Raw genomic sequence first — 21,383 nt, 5'->3', positions numbered from 1 at the left:
ACCCGGTCAGAAGGCGCGGCAGGACCTGATATCCGAAGCGAGAATAGCTTTGGCTCCAAGGTCCGCCAGCTCGTCCATGACGCTGTTGTGCACCTTGCGAGACACCATTGCCCGCACCGCAACCCAGTTGTCGTCGACCATCGGTGAGAGCGTCGGGGATTCGATGCCGGGCGTGATCTTGACGGCCTCGTCAAGAATGGACTTCGGGCAGTCGTAATCGAGCATGAGGTACTGCTGAGCGAACACGACGCCCTGCACGCGAGCGATCAACTGCTTGCGAACCTTGTCGGTGTCCTCGCTACCTGCCCGCGAAATCAGAACACCTTCCGAATCGCACAGGGACTCACCGAACGCGACCAGATTATGTTGCCGCAAGGTACGACCGGAGCCCACGACATCAGCGATGGCATCGGCGACACCGAGCTGGATGGAGATCTCGACGGCGCCATCGAGTCGAATGACCTCCGCAGTAAGGCCGCGACGAGCCAGGTCTGCTCGTACGAGGTTCGGGTACGAGGTTGCGATTCGGAGTCCGTCGAGGCTCTCCGCAGTCCATTCTTTTCCTGCCGGCGCTGCGTATCTGAAGCTGGATTGCCCGAAGCCGAGGGCCAAACGCTCATCGACCGGGGCACCTGAATCGAGTGCAAGGTCGCGGCCGGTGATGCCGAGGTCCAGCTCGCCGGAGCCGACGTAGATGGCGATATCTTTCGGGCGCAGAAAAAAGAACTCGACCTGATTGGCTGGATCGAGGACTGTGAGATCACGAGCGTCGGTCCGGCGTCGATAACCGGCCTCGGACAGAATCTCAGCGGCGGATTCGGAGAGCGAGCCTTTGTTGGGAACTGCTACACGCAACATGGAGTTTTCCTGTGTTCGGGGTGTCGGTCGGGAATCGTCGGGGCGGAGCTCACAGATGTCGGTAGACATCTTCGAGTTCGAGACCCTTACCCACCATCAACACCTGAACCCAATACAGAAGCTGGGAGATCTCCTCGGCGAGCGCTTCGTCGCTCTCGTGTTCCGCGGCGATCCACACTTCGCCTGCTTCTTCGAGGATCTTCTTTCCTTGCGCATGCACGCCGGCATCCAACGCAGCGACGGTGCCGGAACCCTCAGGGCGTGTCGCGGCGCGATCGGTGAGCTCGGCGAACAGGGATTCGAAGGTCTTCACGGGTTGTGATTCTTTCATGACGAAGTAGTGGAACGCGCATCGCACCACGCCGAGGAGAGTTCGTCGGCGGTGAGCCCGACGAGCGAGCTGCGAACGACATAACCCGCACGAGGGGTTACTGCGAGTTCGGAGGGCACAAAAAGCACGGAACAACCTGCGCGATGAGCGGACAACGATCCGGTCGGTGAGTCCTCGACAGCGAGGCAGTCCTCCGGAGCGACACCGAGCAACGAGGCCCCGCGGAGATAGGGCGCAGGATGCGGTTTGCCGGCCTCGACTTCGTCGCCGCTCACAGTGGCGTCGAAGTAGTCACGGCCGACGGTGTCCAACGCGAACTCGACCAGGCCCCGCTCGGTGTTGGTCACCAGAGCAGACCTGAGACCGAGGTCGCGGACAAGCTGAAGAGCGTCCTTGGCACCGGGGCGCCACGAGATTCCCTCGGCGAACAATACAGCGACACGGTCGGTGAGCCAGTTCCTTGCGGTGGCCAGCGACTGGTCGGTCACCTCGGTGCCGGTGTGGGCGAACACTGTACGGAGGGCGTCCTGCATCGAGTTTCCGAGAGTGCTCTCGCGAACCTCTGGCGTCAGTTCACGTCCGAGATCGAGGGACAGTTCCTCGACCGCGACGTCCCAAATCTTCTCGGAATCGAGCAAAGTTCCGTCCATGTCCCACAGCACGGCCCGCAGACGGCGGTCAGAAGAGTCAGACATTGAAATACTTGGCCTCCGGGTGATGAAGAACGAATGCGTCCGTGGACTGCTCTGGATGCAGTTGTAGTTCTTCCGACAGCTTGACGCCGATCCGTTCGGGTTCGAGAAGTGCAGCCAACTTGATGCGATCCTCGAGGTCTGGGCACGCACCGTAGCCGAAAGAGTAACGCGCACCACGATATTCGAGCTTGAAGTATCCCTCGGCCTCGGTCGGATCCTCGGCCGCGACACTCGCACCACTGGAAAGCTTCAGTTCTTCACGGACTCGGCGATGCCAGTACTCGGCGAGCGCCTCGGTCAACTGCACACCGATGCCGTGCACTTCGAGGTAGTCACGGTACGAGTCCGCAGCGAACAGCTCGTTTGCGAAATCCGCGATCGGCTGCCCCATCGTGACCAGATTCATCGGAAGGACATCCACCTGACCAGATTTCGTGGCATCTTCCCTCGACCGAACGAAGTCGGCGATGCACAAGAATCGATCACGATTCTGACGTGGGAAGGTGAACCGGAATCGTTCGGGCGCATCGACGCGCGGCTCGGTCAGTACGACGACGTCGTCACCTTCCGAGACCGCCGGAAAGTATCCATAGACGAGGGCCGCATGCGCGAGGATGCCGTCGGTGCTGAGACGATCCAGCCAATACCGCAGTCGCGGTTTGCCTTCCGACTCGACGAGGTCCTCGTACGTTGCTCCTTCGCCCTTGCGTGCGCCACGCAAACCCCACTGGCCGAGAAAGAGTGCGCGTTCGTCGAGGAGTTCGGAGTAGTCGGACAATGACACACCCTTGACGATGCGAGTCCCCCAGAACGGCGGAGTCGGAGTCTCGATATCCGTCGCGACATCCGAACGCTCCGGCACCACGACAGGAACCTCGTTTGCCTTGCGCTGCTCGGCGATTCGACGTGAACGTTCGTGGCGGGCCTTGCGCTCTTCGGTTTTCGCCTTGGCCGCCAACGCCTCCGGGCTGTCCGGCGCCGGCCCACCTCCACGCTTGGTCGTCATGATGGTGTCCATCAGGCTCAGACCCTCGAACGCGTCGCGGGCATAGTGGACATCGCCTTGGTAGACGTCCTGTAGATCGTTCTCGACATAGGAGCGCGTCAAGGCCGCGCCACCGAGCAGCACCGGAAACTTCTCGGCGACTCCCCTGTTGTTGAGTTCGATCAGGTTGTCCTTCATGACAACCGTGGATTTGACAAGCAGTCCCGACATGCCGATGACATCGGCACGCTTGTCGATCGCTGCTTCCAGAATTGTCGCGATCGGCTGTTTGATCCCAAGGTTGACGACCTCGTACCCATTGTTGCTGAGAATGATGTCGACGAGGTTCTTGCCGATGTCGTGCACGTCGCCCTTGACCGTGCCGAGGACGATTCGCCCTTTGCCGTCGTCGTCCGACGCTTCCATGTGGGGTTCGAGGTACGCGACAGCGGCCTTCATCACCTCAGCGGACGCCAACACGAACGGCAGCTGCATCTGACCGGAGCCGAACAACACTCCCACGGTCTTCATGCCTGACAGGAGCGTTTCGTTGATGATCTCCAGCGGTGGCTTTTCTTTCATTCCCGCATCGAGATCCGCTTCGAGTCCGTTGCGCTCGCCGTCGACGATGCGCCGCTCGAGCCGCTCGAACAGCGGCAATCGGCCAAGTTCTTCGGCACGAGACTCGCGCGCCGACGCCGCCGAAACCCCTTCGAAGAGCTGCATGAGCTTTTGCAGCGGGTCGTATCCCTCGGATCGACGGTCGTACACCAGATCGAGTGCAATCTCGCGATGCTCGTCGGGGATCTTGTTCATCGGCAAAATCTTCGACGCGTGCACGATGGCCGTGTCCAAACCGGCCTGGGTGCACTCGTGCAGGAACACCGAGTTGAGGACCTGCCGTGCAGCAGGATTCAAACCGAAAGAGATGTTCGACAATCCGAGCGTGGTGTGCACCCGCGGATAGAGTTCCTTGAGCTGGCGGATGGCCTCGATCGTTTCGATTCCGTCGCGTCGCACTTCTTCCTGCCCAGTGGAAATCGGGAAGGTGAGTGTGTCGACGATGATGTCTTCCTGACGAAGACCCCAGTTGCCGGTGATGTCCTCGATCAGGCGCGCGGCGACGCGGACCTTCCATTCGGCGGTGCGTGCCTGACCTTCTTCATCGATGGTCAGAGCGACGACAGCAGCACCGTGCTCCTTGACGAGCCGCATGATCTTCTGAAAACGCGAGTCCGGACCTGCTCCGTCCTCGTAGTTGACCGAGTTGACGGCGCTGCGGCCACCGAGATGTTCCAATCCGGCTTCCAACACGGCAGGTTCGGTCGAGTCGAGCATGATCGGCAACGTGGATGCCGTCGCCAGACGACTGGCGAGTGCAGCCATGTCAGCGGCCCCGTCCCGGCCCACGTAGTCGACGTTCAGGTCGAGCATGTGTGCGCCGTCGCGAGTCTGGTCCTTGGCGATGTCGAGGCACTTCTCGTAGTCCTCGGCGAGCATTGCGTCGCGAAATGCCCTGGAGCCGTTGGAGTTGGTGCGCTCACCGATCACCAGGATGCTGGAATCCTGCTCGAAGGACACGGCCGAGTATAGCGAGGAAACACCCGGTTCCGGGGTGGGCGTGCGCTCGGCCTGGCGGGTGCCATGAACGAGATCGGCGACCTGACGAATATGCTCGGGCGTCGTTCCGCAGCATCCGCCGACCAGTGACAGGCCGTATTCGGAGACGAAGCCACTCAGTGCGATCGCCAACTCGGGCGCGGTCAGCGGATATTCGGCTCCCCTGGCTCCCAGAGTGGGCAGCCCGGCGTTCGGCATGACGGACACAGGCAACCGCGAGTGCTTCGACAGATGCCGAAGATGCTCACTCATCTCTGCAGGTCCAGTTGCGCAATTGAGCCCGATCATGTCGATACCGAGCGGCTCCAGCGCAGTGAGCGCGGCGCCGATCTCACTTCCGACGAGCATGGTGCCGGTGGTTTCGACGGTGACATGCGTGATGATCGGAATGCGCGCACCCAGCTTGTCCATCGCGTGCTGGCTACCGATGATCGCCGCTTTGACCTGTAGCAGGTCCTGGCAGGTTTCGATGAGAATTGCATCGGCACCACCGTCGATCATGCCGAGCGCGGCCTCGGTATATGCGTCACGAAGGCGCGCGAACGGCGCGTGACCCAGCGTGGGAAGTTTGGTACCCGGGCCCATCGACCCCAGCACGAAACGGTCCATCCCATCACGACCGGGGCCCATCTCATCGGCCGTTTCACGCGCGAGGCGTGTCCCCTTCTCGGCCAGCTCGCGGATCCGATCCTCGATGTCGTAGTCCGCCAGGTTCGGAAGGTTGCAACCGAAGGTGTTGGTTTCGACGGCGTCTGCGCCCGCATCGAAGTAGGCGCGGTGGATCTCACGAAGCACGTCGGGACGAGTGTCGTTGAGAATTTCGTTGCAGCCCTCGAGGCCGATGAAGTCGTCGAGCGTCAATTCTGCGTCCTGCAACATAGTCCCCATCGCACCGTCACCGATGACAACGCGCGAACGAATCGCTTCCAGCAGACCGGTCTTGTGTAGCGCAGGCATTGCTACAGCCTAGTGGTCACGCAGCGATACCCAAGACGGGCCGGGCTGGTCGTAGGCTGTCGTGGTGAGTCCCCGAAACAGCGACGGCAATATTCCAGCTGACAACGACGTTACAGAACGCGACAATTCAGACAACGCTGCAGAAGCGCTGCTCGAAGCCGTCTCCGACGCTGTGTCCAATGCCACATCGTTTTCCGTCCCCGAAAACGACGATTCGGATGTCGAGCCGGACCTCCCCACGCTGCGCGACCCGATTCTGGTGGCTGCGTTCGAGGGCTGGAACGACGCGGGGGACGCGGCGAGTGGCGCCGTCGAGCATCTGGAATTGATCTGGGATGCCAGTCCGTTGGCCGAGCTGGACTCCGAGGACTACTACGACTACCAGGTGAACCGTCCGACGATTCGACAGGTAGAGGGCGTCACGAGAGAAATACAGTGGCCGTCGACGCGCTTGTCGGTGTGCTCGCCACCCGGCAGCAGCAGGGACGTCGTGTTGCTGCGCGGTATCGAACCCAACATGCGCTGGCGAAGCTTTTGCGACGACCTGCTGGAGTTTATCGAGCAGCTCGGCGTGGACACCGTGGTCATCCTCGGCGCTCTGCTTGCAGACACCCCGCACACCCGACCGGTACCGGTGACGGGAAGCGCGTACAGCGTCGAGGCCGCCGAGCGTTTCAACCTAGAGCAGACTCGATACGAGGGGCCGACGGGCATCACCGGTGTCCTACAGGACGAATGCGTCAAGGCAGGCATTCCGGCCGTCTCGTTCTGGGCAGCCGTGCCGCACTACGTGTCGCAGCCACCCAACCCCAAGGCAACCGTGGCGTTACTCCAGCGCGTCGAGGATGTACTGGATATCGAAGTTCCGCTCGGTGAGCTCCCTTCCCAGGCCGAGGACTGGGAAGAGGCCGTCAACGAAATGACAGCCGAGGACGAGGAAATCAGCGAATACGTTCGAACGCTCGAGGAGCGCGGAGATGCCGAGGTGGACATCAGCGATGCGATCTCGAAGATCGACGGCGACGCCATCGCAGCCGAGTTCGAGCGTTACCTCCGACGTCGGGGGCCCGGGAACTTCGGGCTCTAGCGGAAGTCGGTCCGGGTCGCAGTTGCATGCCCGCGAGCTACCGCACAGCGACAGAACGATCATCGTGAGATCTTTCTGACCCCTACGTAACGTCAACGCCGCGGGAGTGCAACCCCGACGCGGCACCGTGGCGTCATGGCCAGCACACCGCGATTTCTCCAGGGCGTCTTCCCATTCACCGGGCAGGGGCTCAGCAAGCCCGAGTCGATAGCTTCGTCGACCAGGTTCGTCGTTCCATCCGGGGCTACCGCTCAACCGCTGTACTTCCGTGGCGGTAATTCGAGCGAAGAGCTGGTGGTCGTGACCTTGATGAGGGACGGGCAGCCCATGCGGATGTTCCCCATGGGCTCCAAGAGCGGAGTCAACATCGCGCTTCGTGTCGTCGAGGATGTCGATCCGGATTCCGTCCTCGAGCTCGTCGTCGCGGCACCGGAAGGAACGACCGGTGAAATCGTCGTCGACTTCGGTTTGGTGCTGATCTGATGAGCAACGACGCGATGCGTAGCGAAACGACCGACCTGCGGAAACTGCTCGTGGTCGGAAACGGCATGGCGGGCGCGCGCACAGTCGAGGAGATCCTCAAACGCGGCGGACGCACACTGTTCGACATCACGATGATCGGCGACGAACCGTACGGCAACTACAACAGGATCATGCTGTCGCACGTGCTGTCCGGTGAAGCCGACATCGACGACGAAGATCTGCTCCTCAATCCGATGAGCTGGTATCGCGAAAACGGTGTCACGCTGTATGCAGGCGACCGTGCCGTCTCGCTGGATCGGTTCGCCAAGTCCGTGGTGTGCGAAAGTGGTCGAACTGTCGCGTACGACGTCCTGATCATCGCCACCGGCAGCAACACGTTCTTTCCGAACATGGACGGGCTTCGTGAGAGCGACGGTCGCCTCGCCCGCGGAGTGTTCGGATTCCGGACCATTGCCGACACGAACGGCATGTTGCAGATGGCGGAGGCTCAGGACGACGTCGCTGCGGTCGTGATCGGCGGCGGACTGCTCGGATTGGAAGCTGCGTACGGTCTTCGAACGCAAGGCTTGGACGTCGATGTCGTGCACTCGCCCGGCCACTTGATGAACCAGCAGTTGGACGAACGCGGTGGACGGGTACTGCGCAACAAGATCGAAGCACTCGGCGTCGGTGTGCACACCTCCAAACGCACGACTTCGGTCCTGCGTACCAGCGAGGGCGCAGTGGCCGGTGTGGGCTTCGACGACGGCACCTCACTTGCCGCCGACATGATCGTCGTGACCGCCGGAATCCGTCCCAATGTCGAATTCGCACGCGGGGGCGGACTGGTGATCGAACGCGGAATCGTGGTGGACGATCAACTACGCTGCGAGGACGAGGGGTCGATCTTCGCAGTGGGTGAATGCTGCCAACATCGCGGTGAGGTGTACGGCCTCGTAGCCCCGCTGTGGGAACAGGCTGTCGTCCTCGCCGATCATCTGACCAACGCGAATCCTACTGCGGCATATCATGGTTCACGCCTGACGACCAAGCTCAAAGTGGCCGGTGTCGACGTGGCGGCAATGGGGGTCAAAGGGCCGGAGCGTGAGGACGACGAGTTCGTCCAGTTCTACGAACCACGCAGCGGAACGTACAAGAGCGTCGTCGTGCGCGACGGCAAACTCATCGGTGCCACGCTTCTCGGGGACATCAGCAAAGCAAACTTTCTGACGCAGGCGTTCGACGAGAAGGTTCCGCTCCCCGAGGAACGAATCAGCATGTTGTTCGACATGGGAACCCCGACGGCGGCAACCGGTGCAGCCGAACTGGCCGACGACGTCCAGGTATGCAACTGCAACGGCGTCACCAAAGGTCAGATCGTCGCCTGCGTTCACGCAGGTGCTAAGACGATGATCGACGTCACCGCCAAGACTCGCGCAGGTAAGGGGTGTGGGTCCTGCAAAGGCCTCGTCGCCGATATCTTGGCTTGCGCTGCCGGAGGCGCAGTCGTCCCCGACCCCGCCGCTGACTGGTATGTGCCGTCCATCCCGTTGGCCAAGCCGGCCTTGATCGAGATCATCCGCGAGCGCGACTTACGTTCGGTGTCGCAGGTTTTCAGCGAACTCGCTGCAGGTGGCCGTGAAGATGCGAGCGCGAAGATGCCACTCGCATCGTTGCTGCGAACGATATGGGGACCGGACTGGGTAGACGAACGGGGTGCGCTCTTCATCAACGATCGCGTCCACGCCAACATTCAGCGTGACGGGACCTTCTCGGTCGTACCGCAGATGAAGGGTGGGGTCACGACTCCGGATCAGCTTCGCAAGATCGCCGACGTCGCCGACAAATATCACGTTCCGCTGGTCAAGGTCACCGGCGGGCAGCGCATAGATCTGCTGGGAATCAAGAAGGAAGATCTACCGAAGGTCTGGGGTGACCTCGACATGCCGTCCGGGTTCGCGTACGGCAAGAGTATGCGAACCGTGAAAACGTGTGTCGGCAGCGACTTCTGCCGCTTCGGCCTCGGCGATTCGACGGCGCTGGGCATCGCACTCGAAGAGCGCTTCCAGGGACTCGAGACCCCCGGCAAACTGAAGCTGGCCGTCGCCGGATGCCCACGAAACTGTTCCGAAGCACTGTGCAAGGACTTCGGTGTCGTGTCCGTCGGCGAGGACAAATGGGAGCTCTATGTCGGCGGTGCCGCAGGTGCCCACATCAGGAAGGGCGATCTGCTGGCCACTGTCGTCGGCGGCGAGGAAGTTCTGCGGATGGCAGGGATATTCATCCAGCACTACCGAGAGACGGCGCAGTGGCTCGAGCGAACATACGCGTGGGTCCCCCGGGTCGGACTGGACGAGCTTCGACGAGTTCTGGTCGAGGACGGTGACGGAATCGTCGCTGGACTCGAACAACGCATGCAGACATCGGTGGACGGGTACCGGGATCCCTGGCAGGACCGGGCCGAACCCAAGTCGCCTGCGCAGTTCACACCGTCATTGCCGCTCCTTCCGCTCCCCCAGGTACCGGTCCGATGAGCGTGCCGGTAGGTCCTGTCGAAGACCTGACACCAGGTGAGGGCCGCGCCTACGTCGTCGACGGCAGGCAGGTAGCGGTATTCCTCCTCCAGGATGGGAGTGTGCGCGCCATGGACGCGGTGTGCCCGCACAAAGGTGGGCCATTGGCGGACGGTCAGATCGACGGCTCGGTCGTGATGTGCCCGATGCATCAATACGCGTTCTCTCTCGACGACGGCACCTGTCCGAGCGGAATCGCCTCCGTACGAACATATCCCGCAGTAATCGTCGATGGAAAGATCATGGTGGAGGTGTAGCGGCACCCGCATTTCTTTCGCGACCAACCCCATACCGATTACCGTCAGCCGATCGAGGTGCCGTCCGGCATGATCGCCCCGGTGAGATCGGCACCGTCCAGGATGGCGGTGACGATCTTCGCCCCCGTCAGGTTGGCTTTCCCAAGGTAGGCACTGATCAGGGTGGCACCCGAGAGGTCGGCGTCGCCGAGGTAAGCGCCGGTCATGTACGCGCCGGATAGGTCCGCTCCAGTGAGATCCGCATGCCCGAGGAAGGTCCAGGTAAGGAACGTCATAGTCAGGTCGGCTCCCCTCAGGCGGGTGCGCGTGAGATACGCACGGGCAAAGTTGGCGTCGTGAGCGATCGCGCCGGTGAGATCGGCTCTCGACAAGTCGGCGCCCACGAACTCGGCCGAGGTCACATTGGCGCCCACGAATGAGGCATCGGTGAGATCGGCGCCCGACATGTCAGCGCCGGTCAAGTTCACGCCCGCTAGATTCGCGCCTGCCAGGCTTCGACCCGCCAGGTCGGCGTCGACAAGGCTGGCGCTTCCCGGATTGCCAAGTGCCCGAGCAGCATTCCAAGCCGCAACATCGAAGTGGAGCGGGTCGAGCCGATGCGCCCGCGTTGTCGATGTCATCGAACCTCCGAATAGGACGACGATGGCGGCGAATCACCACCATCCATCAGGACAGTCACCGTCACCGTCACGTTGACGCTGTCAACCTAGCAATGGCTTGTTGACGGCGTCAACCTTCTTCTATCCTGACGAGATGCAAGAACGGGCCCGGGACACACGTCGTGCTTTGATCTCCGCAGCCAGCGAACTCCTCGCGCGGGGCGGACCGGCTCACGTCACACTGAGAGCGGTGGGCGCGGCCGCCGACGTATCGCGTACCGCGCCATACCGTCACTTTCGAGACAAGGACGACCTGCTGAGTACGGTGGCAGTCGAGAGCCTGATCTTCTTGAGAGCTGAAATGCAGCGTGCGGCAGCAAATTCCGATGCCGCCTCCACTCCGTTGTTCCGTGCCTGCCTTGCCTATGTCCGCGTCGCCTGGGAATGCCCCAACCATTACCGGCTCGAGTTCGGAGGCGACTACGCGTTCAAGCCGAGCGGGGTGCTCGAGGTGGCCGCCGTCGACTTCAACCAATACTTCCAGGAACTCGTCATCGAGGCGCAGCAGAGCAACACCCTCATCGCCGACGACATCCGAGACGTCGGTCCACTGCTCTGGGTCATGCTGCACGGACTTGCCATGTCCAACCACCTGGTTGCCGACCAACCATGCGAGACCGGTACAGGCTATGGGGCTGAGGATTTGCCGCGTGTACTCGCCCTGGCCCTGCGAAATCTGGCCCCACGATGAGCCTCACCCCACCCCTGGATCGGATCGAACCGGGATGGGGTGACTCTTCCGACTGCGCAAGGCACGAACCAGGGGGACCAAAGGCAGCGAATGACGGGTTCCGGGAAGGCCGGTGAGACTTCGGGACGCGGTCAGGAGACTTGGCCGTTACCGTAGTTCGGCACATGTAACTACCGAGCCATTTGAGTTCGTCGAATCTGCTTTCCGCATCGAAGACGATCCGTTCGACAAGCTCACGCCATTTCCGCGGTGGCACCGCGTGACTGCCTACTTCGGAAACACCGGGACGGATCACACCTGCAGGGAAGGCAGAGTGCAGGTTCGGTGGTGGGCGATCGTGCTCACTCAGGTGATGGCGTAGCCGAGCTGATGGGCGGCGGTGTCGATCGGTCCGGCGAGGGCGGGATGCGCCAACGGCAGCGACACCGCTGGGTGACGGGGGAACGCGTCGGTGGCGCGTTCGACCAGGGAGATGCACACGCTGCCCGCGAACCGACCCCGGTAGATGATGCCGTCGAGGTCGTCGTGCGCGCGGTGGATGGCGCGCGCCCAGTGCTGGGTGCGACTGTGGGCTGCCGAGTCGAGGGCGTGGTTGCCGCCGACGCGTGTCGCCCACGCGCCGCCGCCGATCCCGGCGACGTCGAGCAGCCGTAGCGGCCGCGCGAAGCGCAGTGCGGTCAGGTAGGGGTCGCCGTAGTGGCGGTCGATGACCCGCGCCGATTGGAATGCTTCGGCCAGGGCGCCGCGGGGACTGGCTGCGCCGTACCAGATGCCGTAGGCGTGGTGTTCCCCCCGCGGTAGCGGGTGGTGGTCGAACCGCAAGATAGGCCCGAACGTCCGCATCCCGTTCCAGGGCAGGATGTGAGAGCCACCGGTGGTGCGGTGCACTCGCCACAGCAGTTCGGCAGTCTGCCAGCTCAGCAGTTCGTCGGGGTGGATTCCCGCGTCATGGAGAACGGAGACTGCGGGCGGCAGTGGCAGAGTCACCGGCCCCATCTATGCCGATTCCCAGGTAGCGGCGGTGATCACGTCGGCGGCCTGTTCGATCTCCTCCGCGGTGCCCGCGCTTCCGGTCAGCCACCGCGCGATCGACACCGGGCGGCCCTCCACGATCAGGGACGGCTGCGGCTGCGTGAGCAGCGACTGAACGGTCAGCGGGTGCAGATCTTTCGCCAGCAGCGGCATTACCTTGTCGATGTGAGGTACCGCGCCGGTGGCAGTGAACTGGGCGGACGGCAGCAGCCTGCCCTGGCCCGAGGTGAACGCCCAGAGAGTGCCCTCGGTCAGGCGCTGGCGGATCCGGGCGGTGCTGACCCCGAGGCGTTCGGCGGCGTCAGGCAACGGCAAGGAGCGCTGGACTAGGTACTGCATACGGATGTCGCGGTCCAGCCGCGCCGCCGTGGCGGCGGCGGGATCGGTGACGAATCCGGCTTCGGCGAGCAGCGTGGAGTCGTGCTCGGACAGTGCCAGCCCGGCCCGGTCTGGTGTCGTGAGGTCGTGCAGGATCCGCGCGAAGAACTCGCGGCCGATGTCGGCGCCGGTCGCTTCCCGCACCGCCGTCTCGAAGTCCAGGTCACCGTGCCGGTAGCGGTCTTCGGCGCTCCTCATCCCGTTTACCATTCCCATCGCTTCCTTACAGTTACTTGCACGTGTAACTCAATGATAGGCGCGGCCGTAGGTCAGCGCCATAGCCGCCGGTGAGGTGCGATGCAGGTGCAGCCGTATCGTGCAGGTTCCACGTGCCCCAGAAGAAGAAAGAACCCACACCTGGCCGGTCTTCTAGCAAGGCCATGAGCTTGCGTTCTTGCTCGACGAGGGTATTCATACAATTTCACTCACCCCCCGGCCAACGCCTACCCTGTTCCAGTGAGCGATTCAGACGACAACGCACCGCTCGGTGCCGCGGCAGCGTTCTTGCAGGAAGATCGCCTCAAACTCTTCGCATTCGCGGTCGCGGAAAAACACAACGAGTATCTTTGGGTGCTTCGTGCCTTCGACATCGCCCGAGCCAACTATGTCGTTCTTCTACATGCGGCCGAGATTGCGGACACGCTGGCCAAGAATGCCCACGAAGACGCACGGCTCACCCCGGCCGAAATCGCACCGCTGCTCGAGCAGCTTCATACCTGGGAGCTTCTCGAGCGCAGCTACGACGGCTCACGCGCGGCTACCTTGGCCGAATACCGCAACCGCCATTACGTCTACCAGTTCAGCCAGGCCGGCTACAAGGCGTTTCGTGCCGTCGAGGACGTGCTCGGTGCCCGGCTGGACGACGCATCCCTGTCCCGGCTCGTCCTTCCCGAGCTGCTCGCCGACATGCACGAGTTGGCCGAGGCGAACCGTCAGGCCGACGGCGACCGCATCTACCGCAAGCTCAGCCGACTCGACTCGACCCTCTCCGAAATGGCCACTCGGGCGGCGCATTTCTATCTGGTCCTCGGCGACCTCGTCCGCACCACCGAGATCACACCCGAATCGTTTCTGGTCCACAAAGATGCACTCCTGACGCATATGCGTGAGTTCAGCTCGGACCTGACGCGGTACGCCCCGAAGTTGGCGGAGGCCATCGCGGTCGTCGAATCGACATCAATATCGACGCTCATCGAGCGCGCCGCAATCAGTGATGAGCGGGTCTTCCTGACCATCGATGAGCGTCGTGCCGACTGGCAGGCGCGGTGGTCGGGTCTATCCCATTGGTTCGTGGCTGCGGAGGCCGAACTCAGTGAGTCCGAACGACTACGTGAAGGCACGATGAGCGCCATTGCCGCGGTGTTGTCGCTGCTTCGACGGGTAACCGAGACGCGCAGAGGTGGTGTGAGCCGCGAGAGTCAACTCCGTCACCTCGCAGGTTGGTTCGCCAACACTGCGACCGAGGACAGTGCGCACGCTCTTTTCCATGCCGTGTTCGGTCTCGGCAGGCCCCGTCATCTGTCCATGGTCCACCCGGATGCGGACATCATTCCCGCATCGCGATCCTGGTGGGAAGCCTCTCCCGTCGAAATCTCTCGCACCTTGGCGGAAACCGGTCGCGCGCCGTCGCCCGGCCTGCCTGGTCGCGTTCAACGCAACGACGGCGGGATTCGTCGCCTCCGTGAACAGCAGCTCGCCGCGCAACGCACTCGCAGTGCCGCAGCTCGATCTTTGGCCTCGGTAGGTGTGTACGACCGGACGCTGAACGAGGAGGAGACCGAAGTGTTGTTGAGCTTGCTCAATGCGGCGCTCACTGCCCGGGTCCGGGTGAGTGGTCGTACGTCCGGCTCGACGGGTTCGGACAGTGGTGTGAAATTGACACTGACCGACTCCGAAATATCGACCGTCGTCCGGACGACGCGTGGACGGCTACATCTGGATCGGCTGCAACTCGAGGTTGCGGATGTGACGCGCCGGTGAGAGCACGCGAAATACCTTCTCTGGCACTCGATTCCTATCAGCGTGCGGCGCGCGTTGCGTTGGCGAACCATCTGGTGACGGCGACGTACCCAGACCGGATCGCTCTTCCACTTCTCCGCAGATGGGCAACCGAGCTTCGCGAGGATCTTCTCGAGTTGTTCGGCTATCGCTTCGAGGTCACAGAAACGACAGCCCGCTTGTTTCCGGTTCTCGACGCGCTCGATTCGACCCAGCCTGCACGAACCGCCTCAGACCGCGTCTTCGATCGACGCAGGTACGCCTACCTGGCGTTGTCCTTGGCTGCGCTCGGCCGAGCAGGCAATCAGATCACGCTCTCCGAACTCGCCGACCACGTAGCCGCCGAGGCAGGCCAGGTGGACGGAGTGGAACTTGCGACCGACCGCGCTTCGGATCGAGATGCGTTCGTCGACGCTGTCGGCTGGCTGGCCGCGCGGGGCGCAATATCGCTCGCTGATGGTGATGCAGGCGGCTGGGCCAACAATCCGGCTTCGGGTGAGGCTCTCTACGACATCGAGCGATCAGTGGTCGTGGCGATGTTCCGTCCACCCAGAGCCGTGCAGCACCTCCGTTCGGTCACCGGTCTGCTCGTGGGATCCGACGACTCGACCGAAGACAGCGAAGAGGACGGGGAGTCCCGGCCGCCGATAGATCCCAAGGAGACTCTCAAAAATGTGCGCCGTGCGTTGGTCGAGCATTCCGTCGTCTATTTCGACGATTTCGATCAGGACGGCCGCACCGCACTCGCGTCGGTACGGACAGTCGCCGACGTCGAACTCCTGACCGGTCTGATCGCCGAGCGTCGCGCCGAGGGCGTCACGTTGATCGATACGTCCGGGCGGATGTCGGACCTCCGATTCCCCAGCACAGGAACAATCGCTCAAGTCGCACTACTTCTGGCCGGTGAGATATCGGACCGGGTGATCGATCCCGATGCCCTCGAATTGGCACGCCATCCGATTCCCGATGACGGCGACCTGATCGACCTCATCGACTCGGCAATACCTGGAGGTGGGGTTTTCGACGACCTCGCCGAATTCGGTGGGCGAGGTCGAACCGGCGAAAACTTTGCTACCGAGCTCTACCCTTTCGTGGAGAACAGTTGGGTGAACAGCGCGGTCTCCGACCTGGTCGAGAGGTACGGACGCACGTTCGCGGCCCAATGGCAGGCCGACCCGATCGGTCTCGGAGAGCGGGCGGTCGGCATGCTCCATCGACTCCGGCTGGTGCACATCATGTCCGGCGGGATACTCGTTCTCCCCGTCATCGCTCGCTACCGCGATGTGGTGATCAGTGTGCGGGACCGGGTACCCCAGGATTCTCTCTTCGAGACCACAGAATTCGACGGCACAGAAACGAGTTCGCATTCTCACACCACGGAAACCGAGGCGCACTAGATGACCGCACATGCTCAGCGCTTCCGCCCGACCCGCGCCGGGATCATCAATCTGTGGGACTACCGCGATCAGGAATTTTCCTTTGCCGACGGTCGCCTCGTGTTGCGCGGACCCAACGGTTCCGGAAAGACCAAAGCACTCGAGGTTCTGTTTCCGTTCGTGCTCGACGGACGAATCGAGCCGAGGCGGTTGAACCCGTTCGCCGGTGAAGAGCGCACGATGAAGTCCAACCTTCTCTATCGCGGCCAGGAGAGCGCGCACTCGTACGTGTGGATGGAGTTCGGGCGGGGCTCACGCGAAGATCCCGAGTCCGTCACCGTCGGTATCGGAATGCGCGCCAGTCGACAGAACGACAAGGTCACTCGCTGGTACTTTGTCGCCGACGGCCGTGTCGGCGTGGACTTTTCGCTTCTGGGGTCCGATGATCGGCCGCTGACCAAGAAGCAGCTTGCCGATCGACTCGGCACCGACGCGCTTTCCGACCGGCCGGTCGACTACCGAGCAGCCATCGACGCTCGGATGTTCGGTCTCGGCGCGCAGCGTTACGACCAATTGATCAATCTGATCTTGACGTTGCGTCGTCCGCAACTGGCAAAGAACTTGGATCCGAAGGGCCTCTCCCAGGCACTGACCGACGGTCTGCGTCCGCTGGACGAGCAACTGGTTCTCGAAGCAGCGCGCTCGTTCAGTGACATGGAAGAGGTCGGTCGAGCGCTCGAAGGCTTGACTCGGGCAGATCAGGCCGCCACAACCTTCGTCGGCGTGTACGCGAAATACCTTCGAGTGCAGGCTCGCTCGGACGTGGAACAGATCAGTCGCAGACTCGAGTCCGTTACCCATGCAACCACGGCACATTTCGCGGCCGCGGCACTGAAGGAACGCCGGTTGTCCGAGCGCTCCGCAGCCGAGAAGCGATTCGACGACGCCGAACGAGCCCTGGACCAAGCTCTCGCCGACCGCGAAACACTGCAGCGATCGAGTGCCTACGAGGGCAAACAGCAACTCGACGATCTCGCCGAATCGGCAGCGAAGCTGAAGATATCCGCCGCCCAGCAGTCCGAGCGTGCCGGTAAAGCGCAGGCGGATCTGGCGCAGCGTTCCACCGAGGCCATCGACGCCGAAAGCTCGGTACGCGACTCGGTCGCCGCACTGGCACGCGCCGAGGACGATCTCCAGATTGCGGCCGAGGACGCCGGCATCGCGTGGGCGTCGATGCCGGCCAGTGCGCGCACCGACCAGTTCAGCACGGCACTGCGCGGTCATGCCGAGGAACGTGACGGTGATGTGCGTGCCGTCCGCGACGCTCTGAGCACCGTCGAAAAGGCGATGACCGAACGCGCCCGTGCAGACAGAAGCGCCTCTCGGGCAAGAGAATTGCTCGAAGCTGCTCGCGCGTCCGTCACCGAAGCCGAAGCTGCCGTGGAGTTGGCCCGTGCGCAGTATGCGTCGGGACTGCGGTCCTGGTGGGCCGAGAACTCGACCCAGTACTCGGCTGCGGGAATCACCGTCGCCGCATTCGATTCCCTCGACGCTGCGGTACCTCACATCGGCGAGGACGACGCACCCAGCCTGGATGCCGTCCTTGCCGAGGCCTCGGCCGAGGGCCTCGAGAACGTGCGCGGACGGCGGACGCAGTCGGGTGCCGCCGCTGCGGCACTGACCGAAGAACTGGCATCGATGCGTGCCGAACATGACCTCGTCACTGCCCAACGCGACGATGCTCCCCCACCGTTCGCAGCTCGTACGTCCTCGCGTGACGGTCTGGTCGGAGCGCCGTTGTGGCAGCTCGTTCGATTCGCCGACGGCGTGGAACCTGCTGTAGCTGCCGGTGTCGAAAGCGCATTGCAGGCCGCGAACCTTCTCGACGGTTGGATCTCGCCGACCGTCACCGTCGGGTCCATGGAGTCGGACCAATTTCTGGTCGGCGTACCGGAAGCCGAGCGTCCGACGGGCCGCACGCTGGCTGACGTCCTCGAGGTGGAACCTGGAACAGACGTGCCAGAGGCCGTGGTGCGCGATGTACTGACCTCGATCGCACTGCTGGAGGAAACTGGCGCATCGAAGAATGCGGTGACCTCGATCGGCATCGACGGGCGCTACTGGCAAGGCGTTCAACGCGGACGTCATGTCAAGCCGGATGCGGAATACATCGGGGCTACTGCCCGTGCGCGTCGTCGGGCAACGCGGCTCGCCGAACTGGACACCTCGATCGAAACAGCCAGTATGTCCTTGGCGGCCACCCGCGAAGAGGAGCAGTCGGCTGCCGAACTTCTGCGCGGCCTCGCGGTTGCGGCGAAGAATTTGCCGAAGGTCTCCGGAATCGTCAAGGCGCAGAAGACTGTCACCGAGTCGGCGGGGGCCCTTCGTACCTCACAGGCAGGGTCCGCGGCCGCGGACAGCGAGCTCGACCAGGCTATCGCGGAGCTCTCGGCGAAGGAGAGACACCTGCGGAGTACTGCGGTCGCCCACCGCACTCCCCATAGCGCACGGGATATCGACTCACTCGCTGCAGCGATCCGGCACTTCGAGAATCAGGGTGGTCTCGTCCTTCGTCGCCGAGGCGAACACGTTCGCGAAGCCGAGCGGGCACGCGAAGCACAGAACCGATTGGAAGAATCCACCGGCCTCGCCGAAGAGTTGGCCGAGGAGTCCGCGATCGCACAGGAAAACCATCTCCAGCAGGTTCAGAGGTTGGACATCCTCACCGAGAAACTCGGATCCACCGCCGAACAGATCAATGCCGATCTGGAGAAGGCGCGCGAAAAAATCGAAGCATGCAAGGTCGAGCAACGCGCAGCACGCAAAGCGGACAAGGAAGCCGGAGAGGCGATCGGTAAGGCCGAAGGTGCATGCAACACAGCGCAGGAGAGTCTGCGAGCCGCGCTCACCGAGACTCTCGACGACACAGCACGCCTCGCCCCGTATGCCCGCAGAGATCTACTCGCTATCCTTGGTGTCCACGAGCTCTATTCCTGGCCATCGTCCGACTCCGCGTGGCTCACTGTCGAACAGATCCTCTACCGAATTCAAAGTGCCTCGTCACCTGATGAAGAGATTTCGGTCCTGCCACCGGTGGTGCACCAACTCCACACGGCGCTCGACGCGGCCACTGCGTCGGTCAAGGCCGGCGACTCCTACCGCAAAAGCACGCGGACTGCGTTGACCGGTGCTTTGCAGGAATTCGACTCACAGCTGGCGTCGTCCGGGCAGGACTACCGGTTGCAGTGGGACGCACCCGACGGATTGACCATCGTTCGTGTGCAGGACGAGCAAGGATTCACCTCGGTCGGCGAGTTCGCACACCGTATCGGTGACGCGCGGTCGAATCAGGAGACGTTGCTCACCGAACACGAGCGTCGGATTCTCGAGGATGCGCTGTTGACCGGCTTGGCGCAGCAGATCCACGAACGCACCGTCGATGCCCGCGAGCTCATCGCGCAGATGTCTTCCGAGATGAAGCAACGGAAGATGTCCTCTGGCAACACGATCGGTGTGCACTGGGTCCTCGCGGACAATCTCGACGAAGGCGCACGAGCGATCTCGAAGCTACTCGATCGTGACGCGTCCGGACTGAATGCGGACGACCTCGCCTCCATGCGAGCACATTTCGCGTCCGAGATCAGAATCGCGCGCGCGGCACACCCGGAGCGTTCCTACCCCGAGATTCTGGCCTCCACGCTCGACTACCGCCGTTGGCGGGTCTTTTCGTTCACGCTCATTCGCGGCGACGGTACCGAGGATCGCCTGACGGTCGCGCGACACAGCGCGTTGTCCGGCGGTGAGCAATCGGTGTCTCTGCATCTACCGTTGTTCGCGGCCGCGCACGTCATGCTGTCCTCGGCAGATCCGCACGCACCCCGACTGCTGGCACTCGACGAAGCCTTCGCCGGCGTCGATGACAACGGTCGTAGTGAACTGCTCGGGCTCAGTGTGCAGTTCGATCTGGATCTGTTCATGACGGGCTACGATCTGTGGATCACCTACTCCGATGTCCCCGGGTGTGCGCACTACGACCTTGCGCATTCGACAGCGGAAAACACTGTCAGCGCAGCGTTACTCGTCTGGGAGAACGGTGAACTGTTCGCCGAACACGATGGTTCCGATCTAGCCGCCGCTCTGGGTTCGCCGTTGACACGACGCGTGCCCACTCACGCCGAAGGCGGTCTCGAATTTGTCCGGTAACGAAGAACTCGGATGGCGAAACACGCCGGAACTCGACGCACTCTTGGCCGCCGCGCGCAAGAAGTTGGAGTCGAACTATCTGAAGGTCGGTGGCAACATCACCGTGCACCTGGGTGAGCCGGCAGAGCTGTGGCGATTGTGCAGTGCAATCTCTCGATCCCGTACCGGTCTGCACAGCCGTGCCCAGACTACGAAACTCGATCTCGCCCGTTTCGACGAATGGCTCGCCCACCCACGAAACGGTGGGATCGGCTTGATCGCAACTCTCGACGCCGTCGCTCCGCTACAGGACAGAAAACAGATCGCATCCGACAAGGCCGAGGTCAAGGCCACTGCACTCGCCGAAGCGCGGGCTCTACTCGCGGAAACAACCGACGACGACTGGGCCGAGCATTGGTTGTCCTCGTTGCTGAATCAGGACGGCACACTCGGAGGACGCGTGGCCGTCGACGCCCTACGGGTGGCTGCACGGGTGTTGGCGTGTCTTCCCGTCGACGGCTTGTCGTTGACCGAACTCGCCGAATACGTGTGCGGGGACACCAAGGCACTGTCCTCCGGTGGTGCCCCACGTCTTGTTCTCGACGCACTCTCGCTCCGCGAAGGAATACCCCGTCCAGTCGACCCCGTCGGCATTCGGTTGCTATGGGAAACTGCCGGAGTCTCGGTCGACGCACTGTCCAGCAGGGTTCTGGTGTTCGGGTATCGAGTCGACGAAACGCACACCGTCGGACGTTGGCTGAACGACGCTGCAGACGCCGGGATTCCGTTCCCACTCACCCTCGACATGGCCTCACGCGGCCCGCTCACCAATGTCGCAGATCGAATTTACGTGTGCGAGAACGTAGCAGTCGTAGCGGCGGCCGCACGATCGTTGGGAAGTCGTTCCGCGACTCTCGTCTGCACCGATGGCCAGCCGTCGGCTGCGCTGCACAAACTACTATCGGGCGTGCGGGCAGGCACGGAACTGCTGTGGCGCAACGACTTCGATTGGCCAGGCCTGCAGATGACCGCCCGCGCCCGCTCGCGCTACAACGCCGTCCCATGGCGGATGGATGCGCAGTCGTATGTTCGTGCGCTCGACGCAAGAAATTCCGAACCGCTGAAAGGCCATCCTGGCCCGAGTGAGTGGGACCCTGATCTTGCGGCAGCGATGCACGAGTCGGGACGCGCGGTAATGGAAGAGCGTCTCGTGCCCGACCTTCTTCTCGACCTGGCGTAGTC

Annotated in this window: 16 protein-coding genes; 9 read left to right on the top strand and 7 right to left on the bottom strand. The window is 62.8% G+C overall.

Annotation, left to right across the window (positions count from 1 at the left end):
* Positions 1-6 precede the first annotated feature (6 nt).
* The 4 genes from hisG to metH are packed head-to-tail and all read right to left on the bottom strand — an operon-like array spanning position 7 to position 5,446.
* Positions 7-858 (bottom strand): ATP phosphoribosyltransferase, encoded by an 852-nt coding sequence (hisG, locus tag O1W68_RS17810; protein WP_269305787.1) that lies wholly within the window; start codon positions 856-858, stop codon positions 7-9.
* 49 nt (positions 859-907) lie between these two features.
* Positions 908-1,189 carry a phosphoribosyl-ATP diphosphatase gene (locus O1W68_RS17805; RefSeq protein WP_179142431.1) on the bottom strand — a complete coding sequence of 94 codons (282 nt, stop codon included), beginning with the start codon at positions 1,187-1,189 and terminating at the stop codon, positions 908-910.
* Positions 1,186-1,884, bottom strand: coding sequence for an HAD family hydrolase (locus O1W68_RS17800; protein ID WP_269305784.1), 699 nt, complete (start codon positions 1,882-1,884; stop codon positions 1,186-1,188). The genes O1W68_RS17805 and O1W68_RS17800 overlap by 4 nt, the downstream gene beginning before the upstream one ends.
* Positions 1,877-5,446 (bottom strand): methionine synthase, encoded by a 3,570-nt coding sequence (gene metH / locus O1W68_RS17795; protein ID WP_269305782.1) that lies wholly within the window; start codon positions 5,444-5,446, stop codon positions 1,877-1,879. Before metH ends, O1W68_RS17800 begins: the two co-directional genes overlap by 8 nt.
* 241 nt (positions 5,447-5,687) lie before the next feature.
* On the opposite strand from metH, the gene O1W68_RS17790 reads away from it, so the two are divergent.
* The 4 genes from O1W68_RS17790 (at position 5,688) to O1W68_RS17775 (ending at position 9,825) form a co-directional block, all read left to right on the top strand.
* Positions 5,688-6,533, top strand: coding sequence for a PAC2 family protein (locus O1W68_RS17790; protein WP_442972410.1), 846 nt, complete (start codon positions 5,688-5,690; stop codon positions 6,531-6,533).
* A 135-nt stretch (positions 6,534-6,668) separates the two neighbouring features.
* Positions 6,669-7,016 (top strand): molybdopterin oxidoreductase, encoded by a 348-nt coding sequence (locus O1W68_RS17785; protein WP_269305780.1) that lies wholly within the window; start codon positions 6,669-6,671, stop codon positions 7,014-7,016.
* Positions 7,016-9,529: a nitrite reductase large subunit NirB gene (gene nirB, locus O1W68_RS17780; RefSeq protein ID WP_269305778.1), complete on the top strand. Its 2,514-nt coding sequence runs from the start codon at positions 7,016-7,018 to the stop codon at positions 9,527-9,529. The genes O1W68_RS17785 and nirB overlap by 1 nt, the downstream gene beginning before the upstream one ends.
* On the top strand, positions 9,526-9,825 hold the full coding sequence (locus O1W68_RS17775) for a Rieske (2Fe-2S) protein (RefSeq protein WP_269305776.1): 300 nt from the start codon (positions 9,526-9,528) through the stop codon (positions 9,823-9,825). Before nirB ends, O1W68_RS17775 begins: the two co-directional genes overlap by 4 nt.
* Positions 9,826-9,869: 44 nt before the next feature.
* Here the strand turns inward: O1W68_RS17775 and O1W68_RS17770 are convergent, their stop codons facing one another.
* A complete protein-coding gene (locus tag O1W68_RS17770) occupies positions 9,870-10,445 on the bottom strand; it encodes a pentapeptide repeat-containing protein (RefSeq protein WP_269305774.1) in 576 nt (191 codons plus the stop codon).
* 133 nt (positions 10,446-10,578) lie between these two features.
* On the opposite strand from O1W68_RS17770, the gene O1W68_RS17765 reads away from it, so the two are divergent.
* Complete coding sequence (locus tag O1W68_RS17765) at positions 10,579-11,175, top strand: TetR/AcrR family transcriptional regulator (RefSeq protein WP_269305772.1); 597 nt, start codon at positions 10,579-10,581, stop codon at positions 11,173-11,175.
* A gap of 345 nt (positions 11,176-11,520) precedes the next feature.
* On the opposite strand, the gene O1W68_RS17760 is transcribed toward O1W68_RS17765, so the two are convergent.
* Together O1W68_RS17760 and O1W68_RS17755 are read right to left on the bottom strand one after the other, a co-directional pair.
* Positions 11,521-12,162 carry an RES family NAD+ phosphorylase gene (locus tag O1W68_RS17760; protein ID WP_442972394.1) on the bottom strand — a complete coding sequence of 214 codons (642 nt, stop codon included), beginning with the start codon at positions 12,160-12,162 and terminating at the stop codon, positions 11,521-11,523.
* A gap of 9 nt (positions 12,163-12,171) precedes the next feature.
* The gene (locus tag O1W68_RS17755; protein ID WP_269305769.1) at positions 12,172-12,783 is read right to left on the bottom strand and encodes a hypothetical protein; all 612 of its coding nucleotides are present in this window, start codon (positions 12,781-12,783) and stop codon (positions 12,172-12,174) included.
* A gap of 306 nt (positions 12,784-13,089) precedes the next feature.
* On the opposite strand from O1W68_RS17755, the gene O1W68_RS17750 reads away from it, so the two are divergent.
* The 4 genes from O1W68_RS17750 to O1W68_RS17735 are packed head-to-tail and all read left to right on the top strand — an operon-like array spanning position 13,090 to position 21,381.
* On the top strand, positions 13,090-14,565 hold the full coding sequence (locus tag O1W68_RS17750; protein WP_331283597.1) for a TIGR02677 family protein: 1,476 nt from the start codon (positions 13,090-13,092) through the stop codon (positions 14,563-14,565).
* Entirely contained in the window at positions 14,562-15,980 is a 1,419-nt protein-coding gene (locus tag O1W68_RS17745; protein WP_269305765.1) for a DUF2398 family protein, read from the top strand. Before O1W68_RS17750 ends, O1W68_RS17745 begins: the two co-directional genes overlap by 4 nt.
* Entirely contained in the window at positions 15,981-20,162 is a 4,182-nt protein-coding gene (locus tag O1W68_RS17740; protein WP_269305763.1) for a TIGR02680 family protein, read from the top strand. It abuts the gene before it with no gap.
* The gene (locus O1W68_RS17735) at positions 20,152-21,381 is read left to right on the top strand and encodes a DUF2399 domain-containing protein (protein WP_269305761.1); all 1,230 of its coding nucleotides are present in this window, start codon (positions 20,152-20,154) and stop codon (positions 21,379-21,381) included. The genes O1W68_RS17740 and O1W68_RS17735 overlap by 11 nt, the downstream gene beginning before the upstream one ends.
* Positions 21,382-21,383 lie beyond the last annotated feature (2 nt).

This window comes from Rhodococcus sp. H36-A4 (assembly GCF_027158005.1).
Taxonomy (GTDB): domain Bacteria; phylum Actinomycetota; class Actinomycetes; order Mycobacteriales; family Mycobacteriaceae; genus Rhodococcoides.
Note: the sequence above shows the minus strand (reverse complement) of the source record. Positions and strands in the feature narration are given on the sequence as shown.